General features: G+C 70.7%; 26 protein-coding genes, 1 other RNA gene and 3 pseudogenes. 16 read left to right on the top strand and 14 right to left on the bottom strand.

Annotation, left to right across the window (positions count from 1 at the left end; genetic code table 11):
- Positions 1–9 precede the first annotated feature (9 nt).
- Positions 10–552 (top strand): SigE family RNA polymerase sigma factor, encoded by a 543-nt coding sequence (locus tag ACWDAG_RS06345; RefSeq protein WP_450694446.1) that lies wholly within the window; start codon positions 10–12, stop codon positions 550–552.
- Complete coding sequence (locus ACWDAG_RS06340; protein ID WP_450694445.1) at positions 552–1,376, top strand: hypothetical protein; 825 nt, start codon at positions 552–554, stop codon at positions 1,374–1,376. The genes ACWDAG_RS06345 and ACWDAG_RS06340 overlap by 1 nt, the downstream gene beginning before the upstream one ends.
- A 3-nt stretch (positions 1,377–1,379) precedes the next feature.
- Here ACWDAG_RS06340 and ACWDAG_RS06335 read toward each other — a convergent pair whose 3' ends face one another.
- Positions 1,380–2,012 (bottom strand): response regulator, encoded by a 633-nt coding sequence (locus ACWDAG_RS06335; RefSeq protein WP_450694791.1) that lies wholly within the window; start codon positions 2,010–2,012, stop codon positions 1,380–1,382.
- Between the two features lie 562 nt (positions 2,013–2,574).
- On the opposite strand from ACWDAG_RS06335, the gene ACWDAG_RS06330 reads away from it, so the two are divergent.
- Both ACWDAG_RS06330 and ACWDAG_RS06325 read left to right on the top strand, forming a co-directional pair.
- A complete protein-coding gene (locus tag ACWDAG_RS06330) occupies positions 2,575–2,757 on the top strand; it encodes a helix-turn-helix domain-containing protein (protein WP_450694444.1) in 183 nt (60 codons plus the stop codon).
- Positions 2,758–2,806: 49 nt separating this feature from the next.
- A pseudogene (locus tag ACWDAG_RS06325) lies at positions 2,807–2,995 on the top strand (AbfB domain-containing protein); the annotation flags it as partial.
- Here the strand turns inward: ACWDAG_RS06325 and ACWDAG_RS06320 are convergent.
- Genes ACWDAG_RS06320 through ACWDAG_RS06310 form a run of 3 tightly spaced genes read right to left on the bottom strand, consistent with a single transcriptional unit; the run spans position 2,973 to position 5,912 of the window.
- Complete coding sequence (locus ACWDAG_RS06320; RefSeq protein WP_450694443.1) at positions 2,973–4,250, bottom strand: sensor histidine kinase; 1,278 nt, start codon at positions 4,248–4,250, stop codon at positions 2,973–2,975. The pseudogene ACWDAG_RS06325 and the gene ACWDAG_RS06320 overlap by 23 nt on opposite strands.
- Positions 4,251–4,266: 16 nt before the next feature.
- Positions 4,267–4,983, bottom strand: a complete 717-nt coding sequence (locus ACWDAG_RS06315; protein WP_450694442.1) for an ABC transporter permease — start codon at positions 4,981–4,983, stop codon at positions 4,267–4,269.
- Positions 4,983–5,912, bottom strand: coding sequence for an ABC transporter ATP-binding protein (locus ACWDAG_RS06310; RefSeq protein WP_450694790.1), 930 nt, complete (start codon positions 5,910–5,912; stop codon positions 4,983–4,985). The genes ACWDAG_RS06315 and ACWDAG_RS06310 overlap by 1 nt, the downstream gene beginning before the upstream one ends.
- A gap of 273 nt (positions 5,913–6,185) precedes the next feature.
- On the opposite strand from ACWDAG_RS06310, the gene ACWDAG_RS06305 reads away from it, so the two are divergent.
- Genes ACWDAG_RS06305 through ACWDAG_RS06295 form a run of 3 tightly spaced genes read left to right on the top strand, consistent with a single transcriptional unit; the run spans position 6,186 to position 9,142 of the window.
- Positions 6,186–7,043, top strand: a complete 858-nt coding sequence (locus ACWDAG_RS06305; RefSeq protein ID WP_450694441.1) for a MaoC/PaaZ C-terminal domain-containing protein — start codon at positions 6,186–6,188, stop codon at positions 7,041–7,043.
- 42 nt (positions 7,044–7,085) lie between these two features.
- Positions 7,086–8,162: a Zn-dependent alcohol dehydrogenase gene (locus ACWDAG_RS06300; RefSeq protein WP_450694440.1), complete on the top strand. Its 1,077-nt coding sequence runs from the start codon at positions 7,086–7,088 to the stop codon at positions 8,160–8,162.
- A 17-nt stretch (positions 8,163–8,179) separates the two neighbouring features.
- Positions 8,180–9,142 carry a 3-oxoacyl-ACP reductase gene (locus ACWDAG_RS06295; protein ID WP_450694789.1) on the top strand — a complete coding sequence of 321 codons (963 nt, stop codon included), beginning with the start codon at positions 8,180–8,182 and terminating at the stop codon, positions 9,140–9,142.
- 57 nt (positions 9,143–9,199) lie between these two features.
- On the opposite strand, the gene ACWDAG_RS06290 is transcribed toward ACWDAG_RS06295, so the two are convergent.
- A complete protein-coding gene (locus ACWDAG_RS06290; protein WP_389069901.1) occupies positions 9,200–9,355 on the bottom strand; it encodes a hypothetical protein in 156 nt (51 codons plus the stop codon).
- A 96-nt stretch (positions 9,356–9,451) separates the two neighbouring features.
- Positions 9,452–10,639 carry a hypothetical protein gene (locus tag ACWDAG_RS06285; RefSeq protein ID WP_450694439.1) on the bottom strand — a complete coding sequence of 396 codons (1,188 nt, stop codon included), beginning with the start codon at positions 10,637–10,639 and terminating at the stop codon, positions 9,452–9,454.
- A gap of 243 nt (positions 10,640–10,882) precedes the next feature.
- On the opposite strand from ACWDAG_RS06285, the gene ACWDAG_RS06280 reads away from it, so the two are divergent.
- Genes ACWDAG_RS06280 through ACWDAG_RS06270 form a run of 3 tightly spaced genes read left to right on the top strand, consistent with a single transcriptional unit; the run spans position 10,883 to position 13,676 of the window.
- Complete coding sequence (locus ACWDAG_RS06280; RefSeq protein WP_450694438.1) at positions 10,883–11,734, top strand: Nif3-like dinuclear metal center hexameric protein; 852 nt, start codon at positions 10,883–10,885, stop codon at positions 11,732–11,734.
- Positions 11,731–12,474 carry a zinc ribbon domain-containing protein gene (locus tag ACWDAG_RS06275; RefSeq protein ID WP_450694788.1) on the top strand — a complete coding sequence of 248 codons (744 nt, stop codon included), beginning with the start codon at positions 11,731–11,733 and terminating at the stop codon, positions 12,472–12,474. The genes ACWDAG_RS06280 and ACWDAG_RS06275 overlap by 4 nt, the downstream gene beginning before the upstream one ends.
- Positions 12,475–12,485: 11 nt before the next feature.
- Positions 12,486–13,676, top strand: coding sequence for a bifunctional RNase H/acid phosphatase (locus tag ACWDAG_RS06270; RefSeq protein ID WP_450694437.1), 1,191 nt, complete (start codon positions 12,486–12,488; stop codon positions 13,674–13,676).
- Here ACWDAG_RS06270 and ACWDAG_RS06265 read toward each other — a convergent pair.
- Positions 13,651–14,289 carry a bifunctional 4-hydroxy-2-oxoglutarate aldolase/2-dehydro-3-deoxy-phosphogluconate aldolase gene (locus tag ACWDAG_RS06265; protein WP_450694436.1) on the bottom strand — a complete coding sequence of 213 codons (639 nt, stop codon included), beginning with the start codon at positions 14,287–14,289 and terminating at the stop codon, positions 13,651–13,653. The two genes, ACWDAG_RS06270 and ACWDAG_RS06265, sit on opposite strands and share 26 nt — an antisense overlap.
- Positions 14,290–14,384: 95 nt before the next feature.
- Entirely contained in the window at positions 14,385–15,167 is a 783-nt protein-coding gene (gene yaaA / locus ACWDAG_RS06260) for a peroxide stress protein YaaA (protein WP_450694435.1), read from the bottom strand.
- A 64-nt stretch (positions 15,168–15,231) separates the two neighbouring features.
- On the opposite strand from yaaA, the gene ACWDAG_RS06255 reads away from it, so the two are divergent.
- The gene (locus ACWDAG_RS06255; RefSeq protein WP_450694434.1) at positions 15,232–16,665 is read left to right on the top strand and encodes an RNB domain-containing ribonuclease; all 1,434 of its coding nucleotides are present in this window, start codon (positions 15,232–15,234) and stop codon (positions 16,663–16,665) included.
- On the opposite strand, the gene ACWDAG_RS06250 is transcribed toward ACWDAG_RS06255, so the two are convergent.
- Entirely contained in the window at positions 16,616–17,218 is a 603-nt protein-coding gene (locus ACWDAG_RS06250) for a hypothetical protein (protein WP_450694433.1), read from the bottom strand. The two genes, ACWDAG_RS06255 and ACWDAG_RS06250, sit on opposite strands and share 50 nt — an antisense overlap.
- Positions 17,215–17,970 carry a MerR family transcriptional regulator gene (locus ACWDAG_RS06245; protein ID WP_450694432.1) on the bottom strand — a complete coding sequence of 252 codons (756 nt, stop codon included), beginning with the start codon at positions 17,968–17,970 and terminating at the stop codon, positions 17,215–17,217. The genes ACWDAG_RS06250 and ACWDAG_RS06245 overlap by 4 nt, the downstream gene beginning before the upstream one ends.
- 163 nt (positions 17,971–18,133) lie before the next feature.
- On the opposite strand from ACWDAG_RS06245, the gene ACWDAG_RS06240 reads away from it, so the two are divergent.
- Positions 18,134–18,712, top strand: coding sequence for a Uma2 family endonuclease (locus ACWDAG_RS06240; protein ID WP_450694431.1), 579 nt, complete (start codon positions 18,134–18,136; stop codon positions 18,710–18,712).
- 67 nt (positions 18,713–18,779) lie between these two features.
- Here ACWDAG_RS06240 and ACWDAG_RS06235 read toward each other — a convergent pair whose 3' ends face one another.
- Entirely contained in the window at positions 18,780–20,384 is a 1,605-nt protein-coding gene (locus ACWDAG_RS06235) for an FAD-dependent monooxygenase (protein WP_450694430.1), read from the bottom strand.
- A 48-nt stretch (positions 20,385–20,432) separates the two neighbouring features.
- On the opposite strand from ACWDAG_RS06235, the gene ACWDAG_RS06230 reads away from it, so the two are divergent.
- From ACWDAG_RS06230 to rnpB, 4 genes and pseudogenes are all read left to right on the top strand, one after another.
- The gene (locus ACWDAG_RS06230; RefSeq protein WP_450694429.1) at positions 20,433–21,062 is read left to right on the top strand and encodes a TetR/AcrR family transcriptional regulator; all 630 of its coding nucleotides are present in this window, start codon (positions 20,433–20,435) and stop codon (positions 21,060–21,062) included.
- A 94-nt stretch (positions 21,063–21,156) separates the two neighbouring features.
- Positions 21,157–21,978: a helix-turn-helix domain-containing protein gene (locus tag ACWDAG_RS06225; protein WP_450694428.1), complete on the top strand. Its 822-nt coding sequence runs from the start codon at positions 21,157–21,159 to the stop codon at positions 21,976–21,978.
- A 22-nt stretch (positions 21,979–22,000) separates the two neighbouring features.
- Positions 22,001–22,783 (top strand): annotated as a pseudogene (locus ACWDAG_RS06220) (DMT family transporter); the annotation flags it as partial.
- Between the two features lie 118 nt (positions 22,784–22,901).
- Positions 22,902–23,304, top strand: an RNA gene (rnpB, locus tag ACWDAG_RS06215) — RNase P RNA component class A.
- Between the two features lie 373 nt (positions 23,305–23,677).
- On the opposite strand, the gene ACWDAG_RS06210 is transcribed toward rnpB, so the two are convergent.
- From ACWDAG_RS06210 to ACWDAG_RS06200, 3 genes and pseudogenes are all read right to left on the bottom strand, one after another.
- The gene (locus tag ACWDAG_RS06210; protein WP_450694427.1) at positions 23,678–25,570 is read right to left on the bottom strand and encodes a DNA/RNA helicase domain-containing protein; all 1,893 of its coding nucleotides are present in this window, start codon (positions 25,568–25,570) and stop codon (positions 23,678–23,680) included.
- A 175-nt stretch (positions 25,571–25,745) separates the two neighbouring features.
- Positions 25,746–26,120: pseudogene (locus ACWDAG_RS06205) on the bottom strand (HD domain-containing protein); the annotation flags it as partial.
- 69 nt (positions 26,121–26,189) lie between these two features.
- The gene (locus ACWDAG_RS06200) at positions 26,190–26,708 is read right to left on the bottom strand and encodes a hypothetical protein (protein ID WP_450694426.1); all 519 of its coding nucleotides are present in this window, start codon (positions 26,706–26,708) and stop codon (positions 26,190–26,192) included.
- Positions 26,709–26,794: the final 86 nt, after the last annotated feature.

Genomic DNA, 26,794 nt, shown 5'->3' with positions numbered 1-26,794 from the left:
GAGGTGCCCATGGGGGATCGCAAGGAAGCTCGGGACAAGGAGTTCCAGAGCTTTGTCACCGGCCGCTGGCCGCGGCTGCTGCGCACGGCTTTTCTCCTCACGGGGGAGCAGCACGCCGCGGAGGACCTGGTCCAGTCGACGCTCGAGCAGGTCTACGTGGCCTGGCGCCGGGTCGGCTCGGCGGACGACCCGGAGGCGTATGTACGGCGCGTGATGATCAACGCGCATGCGCGCAAACACCGCAGAAAACTGCGGGAGTTCCTGGCGCCGAAGGACGACTCGGGGCTGGTGCACGAGATCGCCGACACGGGTGACCGTATCGCGCAGGCAGAGGACCGGGGCGTGCTGCTGAAGGCGCTCGGCCAACTGCCCGTGCGGCAGCGGGAGGCGGTGGTCCTGCGGTACTGGGAGGACCTCACCGAGACCCAGACGGCGGAGGCGATGGGCTGCAGCGTCGGCTCGGTGAAGAGCAACGCGGCCAAGGGGATCGCGAAACTCCGCGCCATACCGGGACTGGCGGACATGGTGATCAGTGGGGGAGGGCGCAAGTGATGAGTGCGGACCGGGAGACGAACCACGACATGACGAACTCCGACATCGCCCTTCTGCTGGCCGAGGCCGCGGACCGGGTCGAGATCGGTATAGCCCCCACCCAGGCGGTGATCCGCGGTGGACGGCGGCGCAGGGCCCGGCGCTGGGCGGTGGCCACGGCGGCGGCACTGGCGATCGTCGGCTCGACGGGGACGCTGGCGCTCGCGGGGCTGCCGGGTCACGGGGACGGGCACCGGGGAGCGCAGGTGGCCACGCACCCGCCGACGAGCGTGGCGCCGCGGCTCGGAGAGTCGCAGAGAACGATGCTGGCGCAGGGGACCGAGGACGGCGAGGACTGGGCGGTCTCCGTCGACGTGTGGGGCGCACCGCGCAATGCGGCGGAGGCGCAGATCCAGCTGACCGCCATGACCGATGCCGGGGAGTTCCCCGGGGATGTCCGCAAGGCCTCCGACCTGATCGGAAAGAGCGCCTACTTCGTGCACAGGAGCTACGGGGACGAGCAGTCGCTGGTGATGTACAGCACACTCCCCGAAGGGAGCAGTCAGAAGGACACGGACCTGGAATCGGGCTCGACCCGCTTGCAGCCCGCCTCCGGGGGGCCCGTGCGCATGGTGATCGGCCGGGTTGCCAAGTCCGCCGAGGAGGTCACCTGCACCTGGCAGGACGGCACTCGCACCAAGCTCCACAGGCTTTCGGCAAACGCCGCGGCCGAGGGTCGGGAGCAGGGCATCCGGCCGGCCGCCGGCTCCCCGGACAACTGGTTCGTGTGCCTGGCGCCGAAGACCACGGGCTTCAAGTCGGTGTTCGTGACGAAGTTGGGGTGACTGTCAGAGCCACCCCTGCTGGCGGGCCTCCCGCATCGCCTCCATGCGGTTGCGGGTGCCCGTCTTGCCGATGGCGGACGAGAGGTAGTTGCGGACCGTCGACTCGGACAGGTGCAGCTTGGCGGCGATGTCGGCGACCGTCGCACCGTCCACGGACGCCTTGAGGACGTCGCACTCGCGGGCGGTGAGAGGGCTCGGCCCGGCGCTGAGCGCGGCGGCGGCGAGCGCGGGGTCGATCACCGTCTCGCCGGTCAGCACCCGGCGGATCGAGGCGGCCAACTCCTCGACGGGGCCGTCCTTCACCAGGAAGCCGGCCGCTCCGGCCTCCATCGCGCGGCGCAGATAGCCGGGCCGCCCGAAGGTGGTGAGGATCAGCACCCGGCAGTCCGGGACCTGATCGCGCAGCTCGGCCGCCGCGTCCAGGCCGCTCATGCCCGGCAGTTCGATGTCCAGCAGAGCCACATCGGGCCGGTGGGTCAGCGCGGCGTCCACGATCGCGTCGCCCGCCGCGACCTGGGCGACGACCTCCAGGTCCTCCTCCAGACCGAGCAGCAGGGCGAGCGCGCCCCGCATCATTCCCTGGTCCTCGGCGAGCAGGACCCGCACGTTCTTCGACGTCCGGTGATCCCGGGGCATCTCGTTCACGGTCCAAGAGTAGGGCCCGGACGGGACCGCGGCCCGATTAAAGGCCCGTCTAAAGAGTTGTCATTGTTCCGTCCCGCGAGTCTTGACGGCCCACCGGTTCGACCCAACAAGCGCGTCTGCATTGGAGGTTCGCTTTTGCAATTCCTGATGCCTGTATCCCCACCCGCAATTGCTCGGAATTCCGGTCGTAAAATGGTTCGGCATTTCGGTCGAATAATGTCCGGGATGCCGGACGTCGCGGCCTGGCGAGCGACTCTTGCGTCTCCTTCGTGACTTTCGGCGCCACTGCAACTACCAGTTGATGCGCCGACCCATGGACGGCACGCGCTGTTCTTGCGAGGAACCCCGGGGCTTCAGCCTGGGAGGAATCGCATCCTTGTGGTTGCGGCGCGGGAGCGCCGCGGTATCCCCCGTGCAACTCGGCTGGGAAGCGGTCGGGTGTCGTTTCCGGCGGGGCCGGTGCTGCGTCCATGTGGTGGTGGGTTCACTCGGTCGGGGTGATGCATGGTGAACGCATGGCGGGCGGTCGTACACACATGTAGATTCCTTGATCGTGAAGCTGGTGGTGCAGGTCAGGCTGTTGCCGACGCCGGAGCAGGCGGCGGCACTTGAGGCGACTCTGCGCGCCTGCAACAAGGCAGTCACCTGGGCCAGCAAAATCGCGTTCGAGAAGGATGCGAAGCGGAACTTCGCGCTGCGCGAGCACACCTATGGCGAGATCAAGGCTCGCTGGTGACTTGGCGCGCAGGCCGCCCAACACGTCGTGAAAAGGATCCGACGCCACCTTCTGCCCGACGACCGGAAAGAGCGGCACCGGGACCCCGTTCGCCTCGTACAACTACCCGGCCAAGTTCCTCCGCCACTACGACTTCAACGTCTACATAGCGAGCGACGGCGGCTCCAACACCTGGGACAGCTCCACCTCCTGGGTGGACGACGTGAGCTGGGTCGTCAGCTCGCCGTGGGCGCCGTAGCCGCCACCGGTGCGGACACGTCGTCGGCCTCCACCGGGAGTTCGGCGGTGACGGTGAAACCGCCTCGCGGCGAACGGCCGGCCCGCAAGGAGCCGCCGGCCGCCGCGAGGCGCTCGGTGAGTCCCTTCAGACCGGTGCCGCCGATGCCCGGCAGGGGCGGCGCGAGGGGCGTGGACGGCACGCCCTCCCCGTTGTCCGCGACCGTGAGGCTCACGCGCTCTGAGCTGCTGTGCACGGTGATCTCGCAGCGCGTGGCACCGGCGTGCCGCACGACGTTCGTGACCGCCTCCCGCACCACCCAGCCCAGCAGCGCCTCGGTCTGCGGGGCGAGGGGCGGGCCCGAGCGGTTCACCACCGGCTCGACGCCGGCGGCGGTCAGCGCCGAGCGGGCCCGGTCCAGTTCGGTGGCGAGGCTGCCCTCGCGGTAGCCGGTCACGGCCTCGCGGATCTCGGTGAGCGCCTGCCGGCCGACGGACTCGATGTCGCCGATCTGGGTGAGCGCGGCGTCCATGTTCCGCGGGGCCAGCCGCCGGGCCGCCTCCGACTTCACCACGATCACCGACAGGGTGTGCCCGAGCAGGTCGTGCAGGTCGCGGGAGAAGCGCAGGCGTTCCTTCTCGACCGCCTGGTGCGCCAGCTTCTCGCGGGCGGCCTGCAGTTCGCGTACCGCCTCGGAGAGGGACAGGATCGCGGCGGTGACCATCGTCGACAGGAAGGTGCCATAGGCGATGGTCACGGCGTCCGAGCCGTCGCGGTACACGGAGACGGCACCTGCGAACGCGGCGAGCAGGATCCCCGTCCTGCCCAGCCACGGTCCGCGCAGGACCGCGCCCGTGGCGAGGCCGAGCAGCGGGAAGAACATCAGCCAGTTGCCGCCGTAGCCGAGGGCCAGAGCCGTGGTGATCAGGGCCATCAGCAGCAGTGCGACCCGGGTGGACCGCTCCTCGCGCTTGCACCGGTCGAAGGAGCGGAACGTCACATAGATGTAGAGGGAGTTGAAGGCGAGCAGGCCGAGGCCGCCGATCCATGGGTTGGCGTTCTTGCCCTGGATGACGTTGGAGAACGCGCCCATCCCCATCAGCAGCCAGGGCAGCAGCCCGAAGCCGGTCGGCGGCGGGCCCGCGTGCTCGGGCCGCCTCCCGGTCCCGACGGCCTCCTTCTGTGCGGCCTTGAACTCCGCCATCCCCGCCTTCCACCGCGCCCGCGCCGCCCGCCAGTGGTCCACCTGGCAGGCGACCCCTCGTATCCAGGACATGTCTTCGCTCCCCCGTTCAGGCGGTCCGTCCGGACCGCCGGTACGACAGCACAGCGTACGAACCGAAGGCCAGCAGCCAGAGGGTCAGTACCGCGATCGCGGCGAGGGCCGGGGCGCGGCCCTCCGCCGCCGAGGTGCCGAGCTGGGCGAAGCGGTAGGTGGGTGTGTACGCCGACAGCGTGCGCAGCCAGTCCGGGAACAGGGTGACCGGGAACCACAGGCCGCCGAGCACCGCGAGGCCCATGCTGCACGCCATGTTCGTCACGCCGGTGGTCTGACCGGTCAGCCGGTAGCCGTTGCCCAGGCCCAGCAGGGTGAAGGGCACCGAGCCCAGCCACAGCAGCGCCGCGACCGCCGCCCACTGCCAGGCCTCCATCCGCACGCCGTTGACCAGGCCGCCCGCCGCGAGCACGGCCACGATCGCCGGCAGCACCGTCACCGAGCCGGTCAGCGTCCGGCCGACGACGACCTGGCGCGGGGTCATCGGGGTCACCCGCAGCTGCCGCAGCCAGCCGATCGCCCGGTCCTCGGCGACCCCGCCGCCGGTGTTGAGGGCGCAGCCGACGGCGCCGTAGCCCGCCATGCCGACCATCGCCCCTGTCTTCCAACTCCCGTCGTCCGCACCGAGGTTGGTGAACAGCAGATACATCAGCACCGGCATCGCGATCCCGCCGATCACAAAACCCGCGTCGCGCAGGGTCCGGCGCACTTCGAGCCGCAGATAGTCCAGCATCACGCCGCCTCCGTCACGCCTGCGGTGAGGGCCAGGAACGCGTCGTCGAGCGAGGCGGGCGCGACCTCCAGGCGGCGTATCGCACCCAGTTCCGCCAGTGCGACCACCGTCGCGTCCGGGTCGTCGGTGCGCAACCGCGCCCGCTCCCCGCGTACCTCCACCGACCGCACGCCGGGCAGCAGTTCCAGACCCTCCGTGCCCTGCTCCGCGAGGTCGAAGGCGACCAGGCTGCCGCCCACCGACCGCTTGAGCTGCTCGCCGGTGCCGTCCGCGACGATCCGGCCCTGGTCGATGACGAGGATGCGGTCGGCATGCGCGTCCGCCTCCTCCAGATGGTGGGTGGAGAACAGCACGGTGTGGCCGAGGCGGGCGTAGGACCGCATCGACGCCCAGAAGGCGTGCCGCGCCTCCACGTCCAGGGCGGCGGTCGGCTCGTCCAGGACGATCACCGAGGGGTTCCCGGCGAGCGCCACCGCGAACCGCACCCGCTGAGTCTGGCCGCCGGACAGCCGGTCCACCCGCCGCCCCGCCAGCTCGGTGATCCCGGCCAGCTCCAGGGCATGCGCGACGGGCATCGGGTCCGGGTAGCGGCCGGCCACGAAGGCCACCAGCTCCCGCACGGTGACCCGGGGCACCGCGCGCCCCTCCTGCAGCATCGCGCCGATCCGCCCGGCGCGCACCGACTGCTCCGGGGGAGCGCCGAAGACCCGTACCGTGCCCTCGTCGGGCTCGTTCAGGCCGAGCAGCAGCGAGATCGCCGTCGACTTCCCGGCGCCGTTGCGGCCGAGCAGGGCCACGGTCTCGCCCTGCGAGATCTCCAGGTCCACGCCCTGCAAGGCGCGCACGGCGCCGAAGGTCTTGACCGCCCCCGTGAAGGACACGGCGGGCGGCGCCCCGGTCGTCACCCCGGCCGTCCTGCCAGTCTTCATCCCCGTCGTCTTCGTCATGCCTATGACGCTACGGAGACCAGGTACCCGCCCGGCAGATGCGCTCGTACGGACTCCGGCAGGACAAATGTCACGGTCGGCCGAGCGCTCAGCTGACACAGTGTCAGGAGCCTTCACAAGTGCGGAGTGCTGGGCTATACAGAGGGCGCCGGACTGGAACGCGTTCTAGATCGGCACTCGTGACGACCTCGGTCGCGGCCGACGGTGCGGACGGCCGCGCCGAGGTCTTGAACCATCCGAGCCACCAGGAGCCGTATGCCCATCGACGCAGCGAAGGCCCTCGCCGCCGAACCCCGCTCCGGCGAGATCACCTGGGACCGCAAGGACGTCCAGCTCTACCACCTGGGCATCGGAGCAGGAATCCCCGCCACCGACCCCGACGAGCTGCGCTACACCCTGGAGTCCCGGCTGCACGTCCTGCCCAGCTTCGCCACCGTCGCGGGCAACGGCTCGCCCGGGGTGATCAGCGGCCTGTCCATGCCCGGGATCGACGTGGACCTGGCCCGTGTCCTGCACGGCGGCCAGTCCCTCACGCTGCACCGCCCGATCCCCGTCGAGGGCACCGCGACCGCCACCGGCCGTATCGCCGCCGTGTACGACAAGGGCAAGGCGGCCGTCCTCGTCATGCGCACCGAGGTGGCCGACGCCGACGGCCCGCTGTGGACCAACGACGCCCAGATCTTCGTACGAGGGGAAGGCGGTTGGGGCGGAGACCGCGGACCCTCGACCCGCCTGGAGTCGCCCACCGGGGAACCCGACCGCACCGTCGAGCGCCCGATCCGCGAGGACCAGGCCCTGCTCTACCGCCTCTCCGGCGACTGGAACCCCCTGCACGCCGACCCCGACTTCGCCAAGACCGCCGGGTTCGAACGGCCCATCCTGCACGGGCTGTGCACCTACGGCATGACGCTCAAGGCGGTCGTCGACACGCTGCTCGGCGGGGACGTGACGCGGGTGCGGTCGTACGCCACCCGGTTCGCGGGCGTCGTGTTCCCGGGGGAGACCCTGCGCATCCGGATGTGGCAGGCATCGGAGTCCGTCAGGGTCGCCGTGAGCGCCGTGGAGCGGGACGACGCGCCCGTCCTCGCCGACACGATCGTCGAACACTCTTGATCCAGCCGGAAGTTGAAGTAGGCAGTTGAGGGGAGCCGCACCATGCGCGCAGCCGTACTGCACGAGATCGGCCAGGACAAACTCGAGGTCTTCGAGGACGTCGAGGCGACGGGCTTCGGGCCCGGCAAGGTGAGGATCCGGGTGCGGGCCACCGGGCTGTGCCACTCGGACCTGTCCGCGATGAGCGGGGTGCTGCCGCAGCCGGCGCCGTTCGTGCCGGGGCATGAGGGCGCGGGCGAGATAGTCGAAGTCGGGGCGGACGTAAGCCACTTGAAGGCGGGCGACCGGGTCGTGGTCTGCTGGTTGCCGGCCTGCGGTGCCTGTCCGGCGTGCAAGCGCGGGCAGACCGAGCTGTGCCTGGCCGGGTTCATGAACGCGGGTACTCCCAACTTCAAGCGCCCCGGCGGTGACGTGTTCGGCTTCGCGGGCACCGGCACCTTCGCCGAGGAGGTCGTCGTCGATGCGGGCTGCGCGGTGCCGATACCGGGCGACGTGCCCTTCGACATCGCCGCACTGATCGGCTGTGGCGTCACGACCGGGCTCGGCGCCGCGCTCAACACGGCCGACGTGGAGGCCGGTTCGTCGGTCGCCGTCATCGGCTGCGGAGGCGTCGGGATCTCCGCGATCCAGGGGGCCCGGCTCAAGGGCGCCGCCGAGATCGTCGCCGTCGACCCGGTCGCCTCGCGCCGCGAGTCCGCCCTCAAGTTCGGCGCCACGAAGGCGGTCTCGCCGGACGAGCTGGCCGACGCCAAGCAGAACGTCACCGGCGGCGAGGGCTTCGACTACGTCTTCGAGGTCGTCGGCAAGTCGGCCACCGCCCGCACGGCGTACGAGAACACGCGGCGCGGCGGCACGCTCGTCGTCGTCGGCGCGGGCGCCCTGGACGACTTCCTGCAGCTCAACATGTTCGAGCTGTTCTTCGACGAGAAGCGGATCCTGCCGTCGATGTACGGCGGCGGCGACGTCCTGCGCTCCTACGAGCGGACCATCGCGCTGTGGCGGGCGGGCCGCGTCGACCTGGAGGGCCTGATCACGCACCGGGTGCCGCTGGCCGACATCAACGAGGCGCTGGACCAGATGCGGACGGGCACGGCACTGCGCACGTGCATCGAGATCTGACGGGGGTGCCTGTGTCGTTGCCACAGCAAGGGCCGCTGGAAGGGCTGTCCGCCGTCGTCACCGGGGCCGGTCGCGGCCTGGGACGGGCCGAGGCGCTCGAACTCGCCCGGCTCGGCGCCGCCGTCGTCGTCAACGACTTCGGTCAGCCGGGCCGGGACGGCTCGGGGGAGGCTTCGGCGGGCCCCGCCGAAGAGGTCGCCGCCGAGATCCGCGCGGCGGGCGGCAAGGCGCTCGCCCACACCGGGGACGTGGCCGACTTCCAACAGGCCCGGGAACTCGTGGAGTCGGCGGTCGGCGAGTTCGGCAAGCTGGACATCCTGGTCAACAACGCGGGCATCCTCCGCGACCGCATGGTCTTCTCCATGACCGAGGGCGAGTGGGACGCGGTGATCCGGGTCCACCTCAAGGGCCACTTCAACACCACCCACTTCGCGGCCGCGCACTGGCGCGAGCGCTCCAAGGCCGCGGGAGCGCCGGTCTACGGGCGGATCGTCAACACCTCCTCCGAGGCCTTTCTGGCGGGCTCGGCCGGACAGCCCAACTACGCGGCCGCGAAGGGCGGAATCGTCGGTCTGACCACCTCCACCGCCCTCGCCCTCGCCAAGTACGGCGTCACGGCCAACGCGATCTGCCCACGCGCCCGCACCCGGATGACCGAGGACGTCTTCGCGGGTTTCGAGCAGCCGGCCGAGGGCCTCGACCCGCTCGCCCCCGAGCATGTCGCCCCGCTCGTCGGCTACCTGGCCTCGCCCGCCGCGGCCCGCGTCAACGGCCAGCTGCTCGTCGTGCACGGCGGCATGGTGGCCGTCGTCGACCGGCCGCGGGTGCAGGCGAAGTTCGACAGCAAGCAGGACACCTTCACCTACGACGAGCTGGACGCCGTACTCACTCCGCACTACGCGGACCGGCCGCCGGGGGAGACGTTCGCGGCGGCGGAAGTGCTGGGACTCAAGCGGGGCGTAGACATCAAGCAGGCGTAGACATACGGAAGGGGCCCGCACACCGGTCAGGTGTGCGGGCCCCTTCCCTGCGTACCCTCAGGCAGCCGCTTCGCTGTCCTCGGCCGGCTTGCGGTGCCGGCCGTGAGGGGCCGTGTCACCGTCCTGGGCCGAACTCGGACCCCGGTGCCGGCCGTGACCGGCGTCTTCCCGGGACTCGGCGGACAGCGGCTGCATGGTGCTTGTGTCGCTCATCGGAAGGATTCACCCCGTCAACATGATCTTTCAAACAGCCGGGCGAGTTTAACCGGCCACCCTCCTCGCGACTCCAGACGGGCACGCCCATCGGCACTATTTCGTTACAAGACGTCCCAAGGGTGCTTGCTGCAACGGCACAGGGCGTGGTGCCACGGGCTCCGGAGGATCCGGCTGTACCGTCCCGCCCCGCACCGGATCCTCCGGGCCCGCGCCCCCCGCGCCCCCCGATCCCCCTGCATCCCCCGGTTCCCCCGTCTCCCCCGAGGGCGCCGCCACCCGCGCCACGCCGCACGGCACCTCGGCCGTGGCGTAGGGCAGTTGGAGCACCCCGTCCGTGGTCCAGACCCCCGCGCCCGCCAACCACCCGTACGGCGCGGCGAGATGGTGCACCTGCCGCCGGTCCGGCCGCCACAGGCCCACCCAGCTGCCGACGGGCCCGTCGATGCGCAGCGCCACCCCGCAGCTCTCCGGCAGCAGCACCTGCCCCGGCTGGATGGCGAACGGCGTGACGGCACAGTCGGGCAGGCGCAGGCACTCCGGGAAACGCACCGGCAGTGTGCTGCCCAGCACGCCCCAGCCCAGCCGCTCCTCGCCCGGTGAGGGCGCGTCGGAGCGGATCAGCAGCAGACCGCTGTCCGGGTCGGCGAGCAGCAGCCGGTCGTCGCTGGCCTCGGCGATCTGCAGCAGCGGCGAGGCCTCGCCGCCCCGCTCCAGGTCGACCACGATCGTCTTGGTCCGGCCGCCGGTCTCACGGTCGAGGGCCAGCAGCCGCCCCGTGCGGTCCAGCCACACCCCGCCCGAGCAGCGCCCCGGGATCTCCGCCATGTGCTCAGGCCCGAAGGCGCCGCCCGCCACCAGCCACACCGTGCTGGAGCGCCGGCCCACGGCGAGGGCGTACGCCTTCTCCCCGCCAGGCGCGGGCGGCAGCAGCCGCAGCCGGGCGCTCTCGTCCGGGCACTCCACCGCGCCGAGCAGCAGCTCGCCCGTGCCCGGTCCGGTCGGATACAGCAGCGAGAACAGGTGCCGCCCCTCCGCCCGACGGCGGATGAGGACCCGCCCGTCACCCATCGGCTGCACCTCGGTGCCGGGCTCCTCGGGCTGGTTGCCGGGCAGCGGCACGGCGTACGGCTCGGGGCCGTCCAGCGTCCAGCGCTCCGGGAACCAGGAGTCCCCGGCCGGCGCGAGCCGGGCGGCGTAGGCGCCGTCCACGGTGATGGTGCAGCCGGATTGCGGGGCGCCGTCCTCGGGAGCAGCCTCGGGCTCGATCGCACACGCCGTCATGGTCTGGTCACCTCCGGCGACGAAGCTAGTTTTCGCACGCACACACGTGGGACCACGAGGCTCCTGCTTCACACATAAGGGTGGCGGGGGAACGATTCGCCTGAGGGAACGGGGGCGGATGTGCTGAAGGGGGCCGGGGTGAGCCCCGGAGCGCCGGTCTCCTCCACCCGGCCACGGGCATTGGTGCAGGCCGACCACGGACATCGGTTCAGCGGCGCAGATCAGCCAGGTAGCCTTTTGTCCGTGCCCCGTCTGTCTGAAGTCATCGCCGCGCTGGAGAACCTGTGGCCCGCCGAGCGGGCCGAGTCCTGGGACGCGGTCGGCACCGTCGTGGGCGACCCCGACCAGGAGGTCGCCCGGGTCCTGTTCGCGGTCGACCCCGTGCAGGAGATCGTCGACGAGGCGGTGAAGCTGGGCGCCGATCTGCTGGTCACCCACCATCCGCTCTACCTTCGCGGTACGACGACGGTCGCGGCCACGCACTTCAAGGGCCGCGTGGTGCACACCCTGATCAAGAACGACATCGCGCTGCACGTCGCCCACACCAACGCGGACACGGCCGACCCCGGAGTCAGCGATGCGCTGGCCGGTGCGCTGGACCTGCGTGTCGTACGCCCCCTGGTGCCGGACCCGGCCGATCCGTCCGGCCGCCGCGGCCTCGGCCGCATCTGCGAGCTGGACCACCCGCTGCCGCTGCGCGAGTTCGCCGAGAAGGCCGCCGCCCGGCTGCCCGCCACCGCCCAGGGCATCCGCGTCGCCGGCGACCCGGAGGCGCTCGTCCGCACGGTCGCCGTCAGCGGCGGCTCCGGGGACAGCCTCTTCGACCAGGTGCGCGCGGCCGGTGTCGACGCCTTCCTCACCGCGGACCTGCGCCACCACCCGGCCTCCGAGGCTGTACTCCAAAGCCCCCTCGCGCTGCTCGACGCGGCGCACTGGGCCACCGAATGGCCCTGGTGCGAGCTGGCCGCCACCCAGCTCGACGAGATCTCCGACCGCCACGGATGGGACCTCAGGGTCCATGTCTCCAAGACGGTCACCGACCCCTGGACGGCCCACGCGGCCTCCCCCGATCCGACTGCAGGAGCCCCCAACTGAACGCCGCGCCCGCCGACCAGATCCGACTCCTCGACGTCCAGGCCCTCGACGTACGCCTGCAGCAGCTCGCGCACCGGCGCAGGTCCCTGCCCGAGCACGCCGAGATCGACTCGCTCACCAAGGACCTCACCCAGCTGCGCGACCTCCTGGTGGCCGCGCAGACCGAGGAGAGCGACACCGCCCGCGAGCAGACCAAGGCCGAGCAGGACGTGGACCAGGTGCGCCAGCGTGCCGCCCGCGACCAGAAGCGCCTGGACTCCGGTGCCGTGACCTCCCCCAAGGACCTGGAGAACCTCCAGCGCGAGATCGCCTCCCTGGCCAAGCGGCAGAGCGACCTCGAGGACGTCGTCCTGGAGGTCATGGAGCGCATCGAGTCCGTGCAGGAGCGGGTCGCCGAGCTCACCGAGCGCGTCTCCTCCGTCCAGTCGAAGATCGACGACGCGACCGCGCGCCGTGACGCCGCCTTCGAGGAGATCGACGGCGAGGTGGCGACGGTGACGAAGGAGCGCGAGGTCATCGCGGGCGCCATCCCCGCCGACCTGCTGAAGCTCTACGACAAGCTGCGCGAGCAGCAGGGCGGCATCGGCGCAGCCAAGCTGTACCAGCGCACCTGCCAGGGCTGCCGTCAGGAACTGGCGATCACCGACATCAACGAGATCCGCGCGGCCGCCCCCGACACGGTGGTGCGCTGCGAGAACTGCCGTCGCATCCTGGTGCGTACGGCCGAGTCCGGCCTCTAGGAGCCTTGACCGTGCGGGAGTTCATCGTCGAGGCCGACGGCGGTTCGCGGGGCAACCCGGGACCCGCGGGCTACGGATCAGTGGTGCTCGACGCGGCTACGGGGGAGACCCTGGTCGAGGCCGCGGAGTACATCGGCGTCGCGACCAACAACGTCGCCGAGTACCGGGGCCTGCTGGCGGGCCTGCGCGCCGCGCACGAACTGGACCCCTCCGCCAAGGTTCACGTCCGCATGGACTCCAAGCTGGTCGTCGAGCAGATGTCGGGCCGCTGGAAGATCAAGCACCCCGACATGAAGCCGCTGGCGACGGTGGCGGCCCGCGTCTTCCCGCCGGACCAGGTGACGTACGAGTGGATCCCGCGGGAGCAGAACAAGCACGCGGACCGGCTGGCGAACGAGGCGATGGACGCGGGGAAGCGGGGCGAGCAGTGGTCGCCGGCGGCCTCGACGGCGGAGCTGGAGGCGTCCGCCGCGAGGGCTGCGGTCGCTGAGCCTGCCCCCGCCGATGTCCAGAAGGCCGACGCCGATGTGCGGGCCGCCACGGCCGTAGCCACCCCCGGCTGGGCCCCCGCCGACCTGGGCGCGCCCGCGACCTTCGTCCTGCTGCGGCACGGTGAGACCCCGCTGACCCCGCAGAAGCGTTTCTCGGGCAGCGGCGGCACCAACCCCTCCCTGTCCGACGTCGGCCGCGAGCAGGCCGAGCGCGCCGGGGCCGCACTGGCCCGGCGCGGCACGATCCAGGCGATCGTCGCGTCGCCCCTGGCCCGTACCCGCGAGACGGCGGGTATCGTCGCCCGGCACCTCGGCCTGGAGGTGAGCATCGACGACGGACTCATCGAGACCGACTTCGGCGCCTGGGAGGGCCTCACCTTCGCCGAGGTCCGCGAGCGCTACCCCGACGACCTGAACGCCTGGCTCGCCGACCCGCACGCCCAGCCCTCGGGCGGCGGCGAGAGCTTCGCGGCGACCGCGACCCGTATCGAGGCCACCCGGGACAAGCTGGTGGCGGCGTACGCGGGCCGCACGGTCCTGTTGGTCTCCCACGTCACCCCGATCAAGACGTTCGTACGCCTGGCTCTGGGCGCCCCGCCCGAGTCCCTGTTCCGCATGGAACTGTCGGCGGCCGCACTCTCCGCGGTGGCCTACTACGCCGACGGCAACGCGAGCGTCCGGCTCTTCAACGACACGTCCCACCTGCGCTGAGTCCCGCTGCCTCGCGGGCCAGGCCTTCGATCCGCCCCCAGTCGCGGGCGGCGAAGGCATCCGCGGGGAGCATCCAAGTGCCGCCCACGCAGCCGACGTTGGGCAGCCCCAGATACTCGGGGGCGTTCGCCGCACCGATCCCGCCGGTCGGACAGAACCGCGCCTGCGGCAACGGCCCTGCCAGCGACCTCAGATAGGCCGTGCCGCCCGCCGCCTGCGCCGGGAAGAACTTCATCTCCCGCACCCCGCGCTCCAACAGCGCCACCACCTCCGAGGTGGTCGACACGCCCGGCAGGAACGGCACCCCGGACGCCTTCATGGCCTCCAGCAGTACGTCCGTCCAGCCCGGGCTGACGAGGAACCGCGCCCCGGCGGCCACCGACTCCTTCACCTGCTCGGGCGTGATCACGGTCCCGGCTCCGACCACCGCGTCCGGCACCGCTTCGGCGATCGCCCGGATCGCGTCCAGCGCGGCCGGCGTCCGCAACGTCACCTCGATGGCGGGCAGTCCCCCCGCCACCAGCGCCCGCGCCAGCGGAACCGCGTCGGCGGCGTCCTCGATGACGACGACGGGCACGACGGGAGCAAGGTCGAGGACCGATGAGGCAGCCATGCCGTCATCGTGCCCGGGGTCATGCGGCATGCGCAAAGCTCATTGCGCATGCTGCAACAGGGTGGTGGGGTGGGTCGGAGGATCGTGCGGGTCGGTCAGTGGACCTCGTCCACCAACACGTCGAGCATCCACGCCTTCCCGGCCCCCGTCGGCGGCTCCACCTCCACCACGTAACCGAGCTCGCGCAGCGCCTCCACCAGCTCCGCCGGACCCTTGGGTGCCGCGCCCGCCGTCAGCAGACTCCGTACGATCCGCCCCTTGGTCGCCTTGTTGAAGTGGCTGACGACTTTCCGGGTGGGCGCATGCAGCACCCGGACGCTCGCCGTGCGCCCGGCGACCTCGCCCCTCGGCTTCCACGCGGCCGCGTACGCGGAGGACCGCAGGTCCAGCACCAGCCCGTCCCCGGCGGCCTCGGGCATCACCTCGGCCATCGGCGCGCGCCAGTACGCACCCAGCGCCCCGATCCCCGGCAGCTTCACACCCATCGAGCAGCGATAGGAAGGGATGCGGTCGTTGACACGCACCGCACCCCACAACCCGGAGAACACCAGCAGGGAGCGCGCGGCCCGCCTCTTCGCGGCCGCATCCAGGGAGCCCAGGTCGAGGGCGTCGTACAGCACACCCGTGTAGATCTCCCCGGCGGGCCGCGCCCCGGCGGTCCGCAGCTCGGCGTTCTTCGCGACCTCGCCCCGCAGCCCCTCACTCAGCCCGAGCACCTCACGTGCCTTCTCCTCGTCCCCGGCACACAGCTCGACCAGTTCGCCGAGCACGGCCTCACGGGCGGGCGTGAGGCCCGGCAGCGACAGCGACTCCGTCTTCAGCGGGGCGCCACGGCCGGAGGACGCCTTGCCTTCGGAGGGAGGCAGCAGGACAAGCACGGGTGATCTCCTTCGGTTGAGCTCCGGGACAGCGTACGGTGCCCGATGCGCCTACCCTCGCTGTATGCCCCGCCGCCACATCCGAGTGACCGGCGCTCCCGAAGCCCCCCTCCGGGCCGCCCTCACCGCGCTCCGCACCGAACTCGGCGTCTCCGAGAGCTACCCGCCGGAGGCGCAGGCAGAGGCCGAGCGATCAGCGAAGACCCCGGCCCTGCCGTCGTACGACGCGACGGACATCCCCTTCTTCACCATCGACCCGCCCACCTCCACCGACTTCGACCAGGCGATGCACTTGTCCCGGCAGGGCACCGGCTACCGGGTGCGGTACGCCATCGCGGACGTCGCGGCCTTCGTCGCACCCGGATCAACGCTGGATGCGGAAACCCACCGACGCGTGACGACCCTCTACTTCCCGGACGAGCGGATCCCGCTGCACCCGGCGCTGCTGAGCGAGGGCGCCGCGAGTCTGCTGCCCGACCAGGCCCGCCCGGCCGCCCTCTGGACGATCGACCTCGACGCGGACGGCCACACGCTCGCCGTCGACGTCCGCCGCGCCCTCGTCCGCAGCAGGGCCAAGCTCGACTACGCCGCCGTACAGAAGCAGATCGACGACAAGACGGCCGAGGAGCCGCTGGCGCTGCTCAAGGAGATCGGGGAGGCGCGGGAGCGGCTGGAGGTGGAACGGGGCGGCATCTCGCTCAGCGTCCCCGAACAGGAGATCGTGGAACGCGACCACGCGTACGAACTCAGCTATCGCGCTCCACTCCCCGCCGACGGCTGGAACGCCCAGATCTCCCTGCTGACGGGGATGTCGGCGGCAGATCTCATGCTGTCGGCCGGCACCGGCATCCTGCGCACCCTCCCGGCCGCCCCGGACGGTGCCGTGGGCCGCCTCCGCCGCACCGCGCACGCCCTGCACATCGACTGGCCCCACCACGTCTCGTACGCCCAGCTCATCCGCTCCCTCGACCCACACCGCCCACACCACGCGGCCTTCCTCCAGGAGTGCACGACACTGCTGCGCGGCGCCGGCTACACCGTCTTCAAGGACGCCAGGATCCCGCCCATCACCACACATGCCGCCGTGGCGGCGCCGTACGCCCACTGCACGGCCCCGCTGCGGCGGTTGGCCGACCGGTACGCATCCGAGATCTGCCTGGCGACGGCGGCGGACGAGACCCCGCCCGACTGGGTACTGGCTGCCCTGGACGCGCTGCCGCAGGAAATGGCCGACGGCAGCCGCCGCGCAGGCACGGTGGAGCGGGAGTGCGTGGACATCGTGGAGGCGGCGCTGCTGGCGGGCCGGGTGGGGGAGGTGTTCGACGGCTGCGTGGTGGACGTGGAGGAGCACCACCCCACCATCGGCACCGTGCAGTTGGAGTCTCCGGCGATCATCGGGCGCATCGAGGGTGAACACCTGCCACTGGGGGAGCGGCTACGGGTGCGGCTCACCCAGGCGGATCCGGCGGCGGCGAAAGTGCGCTTCGCGCCTGCGTGAGGGCTTGTACGAGGCTGTCGGCGTCGGTGGCGTGGAAGCGGACGAGGTGGATGTGTCGCCGACGGCCGAGGAAGGTGAAGTGGGCGACAGGTTGGTTGAGTTGGAGAGTGACGGTCGTCTGGGCGCCGACGGGGAGGTCAAGTTCCGCGTCCGTCCGTTCGTGGGTGGTGCGCAGTTCGCGGCGCACGGTCGCGATCCGGTCGAGGGGTATGGACAGGTCGACGTGTGCCGCGTGCCGGATGCGCAGGGTGTCGGGGGTGAGCACGTGCGGCCGTACGACGGATGCCGCGTGCAGCCCTACGACGAACACGATGGTGTACACGTCCAGTACGAGCAGCGTCCGGTGGGCGGCCGGGTAGTCCCGTAGCAGCACGGACATCGTGACCGTCTCGACCAGGCATACGAACGCGAGACCGAACATCATCGCGCCCTGCCCCCGTGCGTACCCGAAGGCCCGCCCGTCGTCCGCCCCGTGGGTGCGCCGGGTCACCCACATCGCGAGACTCGCGAGCAGCCGCAGCTCGTGGCGGACGAGGACGTACGCCGTCCTCACGGCCGATCCCCCGTCAGGATGCGGAGGGTGCGGCGGACCGCCTCCGCCTGGGCCGGGGTGAAGTCGGCGTAGAAGGCGCGCATGAAGCTGTCCTCCTCGTTGATCGTCGCCTCCGGGAGCAGGTCGCGGGGCAGGCACTCGGCCAGGGCGTGGGCGGCCTCCTCGACGCGTGGGTCGGACGGTTCCGTGTCGGCGAGTTCGTCGAGGAGGCGGTAGGCCCGCACCGCCCGCGCGATGCCCTCGGGGGAGGTGAGGGCATCACGCAGCAGGCCCATCAGACGCTCCCGGTCCTCCACGGCCGCCACGCTGTCGATCAGCGCGAGCATCTCGCGGTCCTTGACAGCCATGGGGGAGTCGGACGCGACCTGCGCCAAGTCGCCGAGCAGGGACGCGAGTTGAGGCGAAACGGGCCCTTCGGCGGTGAGACCGTTCTCCGACTCCCGCAGCGCCCGCAGCCGCGCCCGCCGCTCCTTGACCGCCGCCTCCTGCCGGGCCAGGTCCTCGTCGAGCTCGTCCAGCACCTCGGCGAGGTCCCGCCCCACATCGTCGGCGAGCACGTCCCGCACCTCGGCGAGCCCGAGCCCCAGCTCGGTCAGCCGCCGGATGCGGGCGAGCACGACCGCGTGCCGCAGCGTGTAGTCCCGATACCCGTTGCCCAGCCGCTCGGGCTCCGGCAGCAGGCCCTGATGGTGGTAGTGCCGCACGGTCCGCGTGGTGACGCCGACGGCCGCGGCGAGTTCTCCGATCCGCATGGGGCCAGTACAAACGCTGACGCTGCGGGAGGGTCAAGCGGGCGGGTCGGCTCCTGACGACCATGGCGATCGTGTGCCACGATCGAGGGAACGGTTCCCGATCTCTCGGACAGGTGATCTTCCGATGTCCCAGTCTGGCGAGCGACCGAAGGAGGGGCGTGACATGACTGCCAGCGCCCACGAGCCACTCACGCAGGAAGAGGTCCTGCTGGAGGGCTTTCTCGCCCTGGACACCCCGGAGGGTTTCCGGGGCGAGCTGATCGAGGGGGAGATCGTTGTGACGCCGCCGCCGGACGGGGAGCACGAGAAGTACATCAGCCGGATCGTGCGGCAAGTGATCAAGCGGTCTTCGACCGAGATGGACTTCTCCGGGAACAAGGGCCTGAGGCTGAGGAGCGGCGAGGCCTGCCCGAAGAACCACGTGGTCCCGGATGTCACCTTCGCGCCCCTTGAGCGTGACCTTTTCGGCGGCGCCGACTCCTGGATGCCGTGCAATGGCGTCGCCATGGTGCTGGAGGTGACCTCCACCAAGCCCAAGGCCGACCGCGAGGCCAAACGCCGCTGCTACGCCCGCGGCGGCATTCCCCTCTACTTGCTTGTCGACCGCGACGCCGCCTCCGTCACGCTGTTCAGCGACCCAGAGAAGGACGACTACCGAGGGCTCTGCACCCGCCCGTTCGGCAAACCGCTCACCCTCCCCGCCCCCTTCGCCTTCGATCTGGAGACGACGGACTTTCTCTGAGTCGCCGACGCCTGGGCCGCTGCGGGCCGCCCCTCGGCCTGGTGACCGCCCGCTTCCAGCAGCCCGTCTACGCCCGCGGGGCGGGGTCAAGCACGGCGGAAGCTCCGAACCAGAGCTCCAGTGCCCGGTCGAGCGCGTCCCCGCCCTCGTCGTCCTCGTCCGCTGCCCAGGCGACGAAGCCGTCCGGGCGCACCAGCAGCCCTGCGAGCCCCGGCCGGTCGTCGCAGGCGACGGTGCGGACGTCAACTCGGTCGCCGTATCCCTCCGCGCGGGCCCGGACCTTCGGGTCGTCGGCGAGGTCCAGCAGCAGAGCGCGCCCGGCGTGCAGATGGTCGGCGAGGCGGCTGCCGTCGGAGAGTTCCAGGTCGGGGGCGCTGCGGCCTCCGAGCGGGTGGTCGCCGGGCAGGTCGTAGCGCTGCCAGACACCGGAGATCTTCTTGGCGAAGAACGTGGTGCCGGTGACCGTCCGCGACAGCTCGGTGATCACCTCGCGCAGGGCGCGCGCGTGCGACTCGGGCCGCATCAGGGCGATCTGGGCCCGCGTCCAGTCGAGCACCCAGGCGCCGATCGGATGCCGTTCGGCGGTGTACGAGTCGAGCAGTCCCTCGGGCGCCCGCCCCCGCACCACGGCCGCGAGCTTCCAGCCGAGGTTCATCGCGTCCCCGATGCCGAGGTTCAGCCCCTGCCCGCCGAACGGCGAGTGCACATGTGCCGCATCGCCCGCAAGCAGCACCCGCCCCTTGCGATAGCTGCTCGCCTGACGGCAGTTGTCGGTGAACCGGGTCGCCGAGTGCACCGCGGTCACCGTGACCTCCACCCCGGTCACCCGGCGCAGACTGCCCTCCAACTCCCGGGCGGTGATGGGGGATTGACGGTCGGCGGGCGGCCCGTCGAACTCCACGGTGAGGATGCGCCCCGGCATCGGCCCGTGCACGTACGTCCCCACGTCCGTCGTGTTCCAGCCGGTCTTGAGTCCTTCGGCGCCGGTCATCTCGACGAGCGCCTGATACCCGGTGATCTCGGGGTCCGTCCCCGGGAAGTCGAACCCGGCGAGCTTGCGCACGCTGCTGCGCCCGCCGTCGCAGCCGACGAGCCAGCCGGCGCGGATCTCCTCTGTCGCGGAGGTGTCGTCCGCATCGGTGACGCGGACGACCACCTGCTCGTCGTCCGCCTCGAACCCGGTCAGCTCGACCCCCCGCCGCACCTCCACTCCGAGTGCCTCCGCACGCCCGGCGAGGATCCGCTCCAGCGTGGCCTGCGGGACAAAGCCGACCCGCTCGGCGGGACCCGATCCACCGAAGTCGGGGTCGGTCTCGTCCAGCAGCTCGCCGTGCAGCCAGATGCCGGCGAAGTGCCCGGCGAACCTGGGCGGCGGCGGTGCGTCCTCGTCCTCACCCTGCGCCCGGCGGAACTTCCGGAAGCCGCGCATCGCCTCCTCCTGCACCGCGGCCAGCGCGGGCAGTAACCCCCGGCGGTACAGCGCCTCGGCGGAGGGCAGATTGATCGCCCCCGCCTTGATCGTCTCGTCCACCTCGGCCAGCCGTTCCACGACCAGCACCCGCGCCCCGCCGAGCCGCAGCTCACAGCCGAGCAGCAGGCCGACGGGCCCGGCACCGGCCACCACGACGTCGTACGTCTTCGTGTCCATGGGCTTGTTCATGAGCTTGTTCATGAGCCTGAGTGTAGTCACTAAAACTTTTTGTTCGCTATAATTTTTTGCATGCCAGTTGAAGACGAACGCACGGGCGCGGACCTGCCGCTGCGCGAGCGCAAGAAGAGGGAGACCCGGCAGCGGATCTCCGACATCGCGACGGGGCTGTTCCAGGAGCGCGGCTTCGACGCGGTGACCGTGGCGGAGGTCGCCCGCGCCGCGGACGTGTCCGCCATGACCGTCTTCAACTACTTTGCGCGCAAGGAGGACCTCTACCTCGACCGCATCCCCGAGGCCGCCGCCACCTTCGCCGGCGCCGTCCGCGGGCGCCGCCCCGACGAGACCCCGCTGGCCGCCCTGCGCCGACTGGCACTCGAACTCCTCGACCAAAGCCACCCGTTGGCCGGAGTCAACGACCGCTTCCCGACCTTCTGGCGAGTCGTCATGGAGTCGCCCAGCCTGCGGGCCCGCGCCCGTGAAGGCCTGGAGGAGGTGGAGACGGCCCTGACGGAGGCGCTGGCGGAAGCATCCGTCGCCGACCCGCACCTGCTCGCGGCCCTGACCGTCGCCGCCTACCGTTCGGTCTACGTCACCACCGCACGCCGCCTGCTCGCCGGGGAACCGGCGGCCGAGCTGATCGCGGACCACCGGGCACGCATCGAGGCGGCCTTCGACGTACTGGAGCGAATGGGTCCATAGAGCCCGCCGCGGGGGGGCGGGGCATGGAAGAGGCCCGGGGTTTGTTGCACCCCGTACGACGACGGAGACGTAGACCGACTGATGGGGGCGCCCGGTGAGCGAGCAGGCACTGTGGACCCGCGCCCGCCTCGGCCGCTGCGGCCCGCCCCTCGACCTGCTGACCGCCCGCTTCCAACGGCACGTCTACGCCCCCCACGCCCACGCCGAGTACACCATCGGCGTCTGCGTCGGCGGCTCCGAGGTCATCGACTACCGCGGCGGCCACGTCCGCACCGGCCCCGGCTCGATCGTCGTCCTCGACCCCGGCGAGATGCACACCGGCGGCCCCGACACCACCACCGACGGCTATGCCTACCGAGCCCTGTACGCCGACCCGACCCTCCTCACCGACGGCATCCTCGGCGGCCTCCCGCACTTCCGCGAACCCGTGATCGACGACCCCGAACTGGTCACCGCCCTCCGCCTCGCCCACACCGAACTCAGCGCCTGCCCGGACCCCTTGGAGACGGAATCCCGCCTCCCGTGGCTGCTGACGGCCCTGGCCCGCCGCCACTCGACGGCCCGCTCGGCCCCGGACGCGATGCCGGGCGCCGACCACATCGCTCTCGTGGTCCGCGACCGCCTGGCCGACGAACTCCTGGACCCCCCGTCCCTGGCCGACCTCGCACGGGACCTGGACCTCTCCCGCTACCAACTCCTGCGAGCCTTCCGTACGACGATGGGGATACCGCCGTACGCCTGGCTGGCCCAGCACCGGGTGAGCCGGGCGCGCGGGCTGCTGGAGTCGGGCCTGCGCCCGGCCGAGGTGGCCACCCTGGTCGGCTTCGCGGACCAGGCCCACCTGACGCGCTGGTTCCGCCGTGTGCTGGGGGTGACCCCGGCGGCGTACCGCAACAGCGTTCAAGACGCCAGGTAGCCGGTGAGCCGATTCTGTCCGCATGACTGCACGCGGCTGGTTCCTCTTCTCCCTGATGGGAGTGATCTGGGGCATCCCCTACCTGATGATCAAGGTGGCGGTGGACGCCCCCCTTTCCCCATCGATGGTGGTATTCACGCGCTGCGCACTCGGCGCACTCCTCCTGCTCCCGTTCGCGATACGACAGGGCGGCCTGATCCGCACGGTCCGCACCCACTGGCTGCCGATGCTGGCCTTCGCGTGCATAGAGATCATCGGCCCGTGGTTCACGCTCACCGACGCGGAACGGCACCTGTCGAGCTCCACGGCGGGCCTGCTGATCGCGGGCGTACCGATCGTGGGCGTCGTGCTGGCGCGTTTCTTCGGCGACACGGAGCGCCTGGGTGTACGACGGATGACGGGCCTCGGACTGGGCCTGGCGGGCGTAGGCGTACTGACCGTCCCGCACCTGACCGGAGGCGACGCCCGCTCGCTCGGGGAGGTCATGTTGACGGTGCTGGGGTACTCGACGGCACCGTTGATCGCGGCACGCCGCCTGAAGGACGTCCCGACCCTGCAACTGACGGCACCGTGCCTGGCACTGGCGGCAGTCGTCTACGCAACACCGGCGGCGGCGACCTGGCCATCGACCACCCCATCCGCCTCTGTCCTGACGGCCCTGATCGGCCTGGGAGCAATCTGCACGGCACTGGCATTCGTGGCCTTCCTGGAGCTGATCAAGGAGGTCGGCCCGACCCGCGCGACGGTGTTCACGTACGTCAACCCGGCGGTGGCGGTGGCGGCAGGAGCCCTCCTGCTGGACGAGCCCTTCACCGTAGGCATAGGGATCGCCTTCACCCTCATCCTGGCGGGCTCGGTCCTGGCGACGGCGGCCTCCGGTCCGGCGAAGGGTGGACGCCCGGTAGCATGGTCCACACGGCAGACGAGCCGGGCGGACGGCCGCGTGGAGTCCCCTTGAGGGGCTCCCCGAGGAACGTCCGGGCTCCACAGGGCAGGGTGGTGGCTAACGGCCACCCGGGGTGACCCGCGGGACAGTGCCACAGAAAACAAACCGCCCAGCACTCAGGTGCTGGGTAAGGGTGAAACGGCGGTGTAAGAGACCACCAGTGCCCAGGGTGACCTGGGCAGCTAGGTAAACCCCACCCGGAGCAAGGTCAAAAGGGAGCGCCCCGGCGCTCCTGCGGAGGCGTTCGAGGGCTGCCCGCCCGAGCCCCCGGGTAGACCGCACGAGGCCGGTGGCAACACCGGTCCTAGATGGATGGCCGTCTCCCCGGCCGCCGCGAGGCGGTCGGGTGACAGAACCCGGCGTATAGCCCGACTCGTCTGCCGCTGGGGTTCTGGCTTTCCGGAAGTTCCCGTACTACCTGCGACTCAAATCTGCGCACACGGCTCCGGAGGGCCCGTCTGTATAGAGCGAACCCGCTGGTCACACGGCTTGACCCTGCGCGAGAGTCTGAGGCAGTCCACGTGCGGAGGTCCGCCATTGGGAAGCAGGTGCGTTGCCGGGTTCCCGCCGAACCAGGATGGAACTGAGGGATCCGTTCGTCGTCCAGGGCATACGGCTGCGTCGTACGGAAGCGCACCGCTCTCATGGGGGCGGCATCGGCACCGGACGGCGTCACGCGCGGCGCGGGCGGCGAAACGGCTCCCGGGCCCACCTCCCGGTGGCAGAGGATGGCCACCCCTCGCACGCGCGGAACTACACGAGCTGGGGTACCTTCGCCCGCGATGTCGGATGAATCAGCGACCGCAGCTTCTCGCGGGTTTCCGCGTCCGTCGAGTAGAGGATCGTGCCGACCATTCCGCGCGTCAGCAGCACCTTGTAGGTGTTGCGGATGAGCCGGTCGACGTCGTCGTCCGGCGTCGCCTTGGTGAAGGACGGGTCCTTCGAAGCCGAGCGGTTCACGACCCAGTGGTCCGTCCGCCAGACCAGATCGGGGCCGATGATCACGCCCGACCAGTCGTACTCGAAGCCCTGCGCGGTGTAGACACAACCGACCTGACTGAAACCGGCCGGGTCCGTGGCCCATAGGGGTGCGGGCGGGGCGCCGAGCACGGATCGGTCGCCGTACACGTTCCAGGGCCGGGACCATTGGCCGATCACGACGTCTGCGGGGAGTGTCGTCATGCCGGGGGTGATCTTTGTGGTCCACTTCCAGCAGTAACCGGCAGACATGCGAGCGCCGTAGCCTTCCTCCCGGCGCGCGACAAGGAAGTCCTCCAGCTCCTGCGGGGTCTCGGCGGTGAGCAGTTGCAGCTTGCCGTCGGGCTCCCACTGGCTGGGCGTGCCGCCCTCCAGGCCGAGCAGGTCGATGACCCACTTCTCGTACGCGTCGCTGCCGCCGCATCGGAACTGGCCGTCCAGTTCGACCACTGTGCAGTCCAAGCCCTCTGCCGCGGCAGCCCGTTCGATCTCCTGCCTGGTTCCCATCTCGCCGGGACGCACGACCTGATGCTGGTCGAGCAGGAAGACGGGGACCCGGGCCGCGTCGATGAGCTCCGCCACCTGGGGTCGTCCGGTACGCAGTGCCGCCTTGGTGTAGCGGTTGGCGGAGGTCTTCCGTAGCCGGTGGGCCTCGTCGCAGACCAGTACGTCGAGGTCGTTGGGCTCGGCATCCATGAAGCTGTTGAAGTACTTGAACAACTGCTGCACTTCACGTTTCTTGTGCCCCGCCACCCTGCGCATCGTCTTGGTGAACGACTGCGACCCGGTTGCGTGCAGCGCGGGTACTCCGCGGCGGTACAGCTCACCCAGGACCGACAACGCGATCATGCTCTTGCCGGATCCGGGACCGCCGGTCACCACGACCACCTGCTTGTGGTTGCCGCGCTTGGCTTTACGGACGGCGGACATCACCTTCTCGTACGCGACCCGCTGCTCGGCAATGAGCACGAACTGTTCGCGATCGCGGATCTCGGCCGCCGCGACGGACATCAGTTGCTTCGACGGCCGTACCTTGGCGTCGAGCAGTACGTCGGCCACCTGTGCGCCGGGCTTGGCGGCGAGCCGCGAGCGCAGGAAATCCAGGAAGGCGCCGCGCTGCTCCCCGGTGTACATCCGGCCGTACTGGTTCTCCTCGACGCCCCTCAGCCCGGCGATCTGGAACTCGGTCGCGTTGTGCAGGAACGCCACGCCGGCCAGCGAGTTGGGCATCCGCTCCAACGCCCCGTTGAAGGACAGCAGATACTCGCAGTAGCCCCGCACCTGCTCGATCGGGTTGAGCACGGGCTGCGCGTATGCGTCGATGCGGCACAGCAGCGGCTCGTCCTCCTCCGGGTAAGCCGCGCTCCACTGCTTCAGTTCGACAACGACGTACGACGGTTGGCCGGTTGTCGGGTGCACACCGGCGAGCAGGGCGTCCGCGCGCTTGCTGGTGAGAGGCAGGCTGTACTCGACGATGACCTCCACGTCGTCGAGCCCGGCCTCGATGAGCGCGTTGACGAGGGCGGGGAGGCTGCGTTGCCAGGACCGTATCTCCGACTGTGCGGGGCTCCGGCCATGCTGGTGACGGAAGTTCTCGGTCAGGTGCAGCGCCAGCGACCCTTCGAGGAGGCGGGCGGCCACGGATGCCGCGGACTCACGAAACAGCAAGAAAATGCCCCCAGGCAGCACGAAGAAGACTCGTGCGGGTGGGGGCATGTCCTCCGATGTCCGCCGCGCAAGCGGATCAGGAAGCCCGTCGGGCCGCTGAGATGGTTGCTCATCATCCTAGGTGAGGGAGTCGATCACGTGGAGGGGACGGCGAGGGTTCAGCGATTTGGAGTCTTCACTCGCCAAGCGCCGCGCGCAGCCAGTCCAGCGAACCTGTCTCCAGCACTGCGTCAGCGAGCGCCTGGCCTGTTTTGGGGACGATCCGCCGCCGGCTGTCGTCGATCCATCGCTGAGCATTGGCATAACCCTGGTCCCGGTATTCGATGCCTTGGATCATGCACTCCAACTTGTCGGCGTCTCGCGCACAGATCGCTTCCGAGGACTCCTTGGCCTCGTACTCGGCGACCAAGTCGCGCACCGCTTCGGCCAGGAGCTCGGGCATACGAGCCGCTTGGTCGGCGGTGATGTCGCGGGGGTCGGCCTCGCCGCCGCTGTACTTCTTGCCGAGGTGGTTGACGTCCCCCGTGCGGGTCTCCTGGGAGTCTTGCCATCTGCAACCTGTTCTGCCGATCCGGTCATCCTCCCGGCGTACAGGCGTTGGACGGCCACCGTGCCCCCCTCAGGAGAGGCGTGCGGCCGCGGTCTTGTACGAGGCGGCCTGCGCGGGCGTCAGGTAGTGCGAGACGCGGATGAGGACCGTGTCGTGGACGTAGTCGTACTCGGTCAGTGCGGGCATCGACTTGGTGACGGCCTGAATGTATTTGGCGCGGGCTGCCGCATCGGTCGGACTGCCGAACACCTCGATGGCGCCGCCGCGTTCGACGTCGCCCTTCTCCGTACCGGTCACGTCGGCCGCCTTGATCCTGGTGTCCGTGAAGGTGACCTTCGACGTGTATTGGTTCGGCCGTCCGAGGAGGTGATTCGGGTCGTTCTCGGCCGTGACCGTGCCGGACAGCTTCGCGGAACTGACCTTGCCCGAGATGGAAGCAAACGCAGTGCTGGCGGTGAGCGGCTTACTCCCGGGGGCGCTGGGTTTCTGCGACGCGTTCGAGCCGCTGTTGGACGTGCCGTTGCTGCATGCGGTGAGTCCCGTGAGGAGGGCGGTGGCGAGAGCGGCGGTGGCGAGGGTCCTGTTCATGGGGGCGATCATGGACGCCCGGCGCGTGATGGGTGGGCGGCGTGGCGCAATTTTGACGGACTGTTCGGATTGAACGAGCGCCAGCT

The organism is Streptomyces sp. NPDC001157 (assembly GCF_053598255.1).
Note: the sequence above shows the minus strand (reverse complement) of the source record. Positions and strands in the feature narration are given on the sequence as shown.

Coding starts and splice junctions, on each gene's coding strand:
- ACWDAG_RS06245 (WP_450694432.1), bottom strand. CDS start 17,970: ATGCGGATCGGAGAACTCGCCGCGGCCGTCGGCGTCACCACGCGGACC.
- ACWDAG_RS06255 (WP_450694434.1), top strand. CDS start 15,232: ATGCCCCGCCGCCACATCCGAGTGACCGGCGCTCCCGAAGCCCCCCTC.
- ACWDAG_RS06345 (WP_450694446.1), top strand. CDS start 10: ATGGGGGATCGCAAGGAAGCTCGGGACAAGGAGTTCCAGAGCTTTGTC.
- ACWDAG_RS06340 (WP_450694445.1), top strand. CDS start 552: ATGAGTGCGGACCGGGAGACGAACCACGACATGACGAACTCCGACATC.
- ACWDAG_RS06310 (WP_450694790.1), bottom strand. CDS start 5,912: ATGAAGACTGGCAGGACGGCCGGGGTGACGACCGGGGCGCCGCCCGCC.
- ACWDAG_RS06230 (WP_450694429.1), top strand. CDS start 20,433: ATGCCAGTTGAAGACGAACGCACGGGCGCGGACCTGCCGCTGCGCGAG.
- ACWDAG_RS06240 (WP_450694431.1), top strand. CDS start 18,134: ATGACTGCCAGCGCCCACGAGCCACTCACGCAGGAAGAGGTCCTGCTG.
- ACWDAG_RS06315 (WP_450694442.1), bottom strand. CDS start 4,983: ATGCTGGACTATCTGCGGCTCGAAGTGCGCCGGACCCTGCGCGACGCG.
- ACWDAG_RS06335 (WP_450694791.1), bottom strand. CDS start 2,012: ATGCCCCGGGATCACCGGACGTCGAAGAACGTGCGGGTCCTGCTCGCC.
- ACWDAG_RS06305 (WP_450694441.1), top strand. CDS start 6,186: ATGCCCATCGACGCAGCGAAGGCCCTCGCCGCCGAACCCCGCTCCGGC.
- ACWDAG_RS06320 (WP_450694443.1), bottom strand. CDS start 4,250: ATGTCCTGGATACGAGGGGTCGCCTGCCAGGTGGACCACTGGCGGGCG.
- ACWDAG_RS06285 (WP_450694439.1), bottom strand. CDS start 10,639: ATGACGGCGTGTGCGATCGAGCCCGAGGCTGCTCCCGAGGACGGCGCC.
- ACWDAG_RS06265 (WP_450694436.1), bottom strand. CDS start 14,289: ATGGCTGCCTCATCGGTCCTCGACCTTGCTCCCGTCGTGCCCGTCGTC.
- ACWDAG_RS06290 (WP_389069901.1), bottom strand. CDS start 9,355: ATGAGCGACACAAGCACCATGCAGCCGCTGTCCGCCGAGTCCCGGGAA.
- ACWDAG_RS06200 (WP_450694426.1), bottom strand. CDS start 26,708: ATGAACAGGACCCTCGCCACCGCCGCTCTCGCCACCGCCCTCCTCACG.
- ACWDAG_RS06235 (WP_450694430.1), bottom strand. CDS start 20,384: ATGAACAAGCTCATGAACAAGCCCATGGACACGAAGACGTACGACGTC.
- ACWDAG_RS06300 (WP_450694440.1), top strand. CDS start 7,086: ATGCGCGCAGCCGTACTGCACGAGATCGGCCAGGACAAACTCGAGGTC.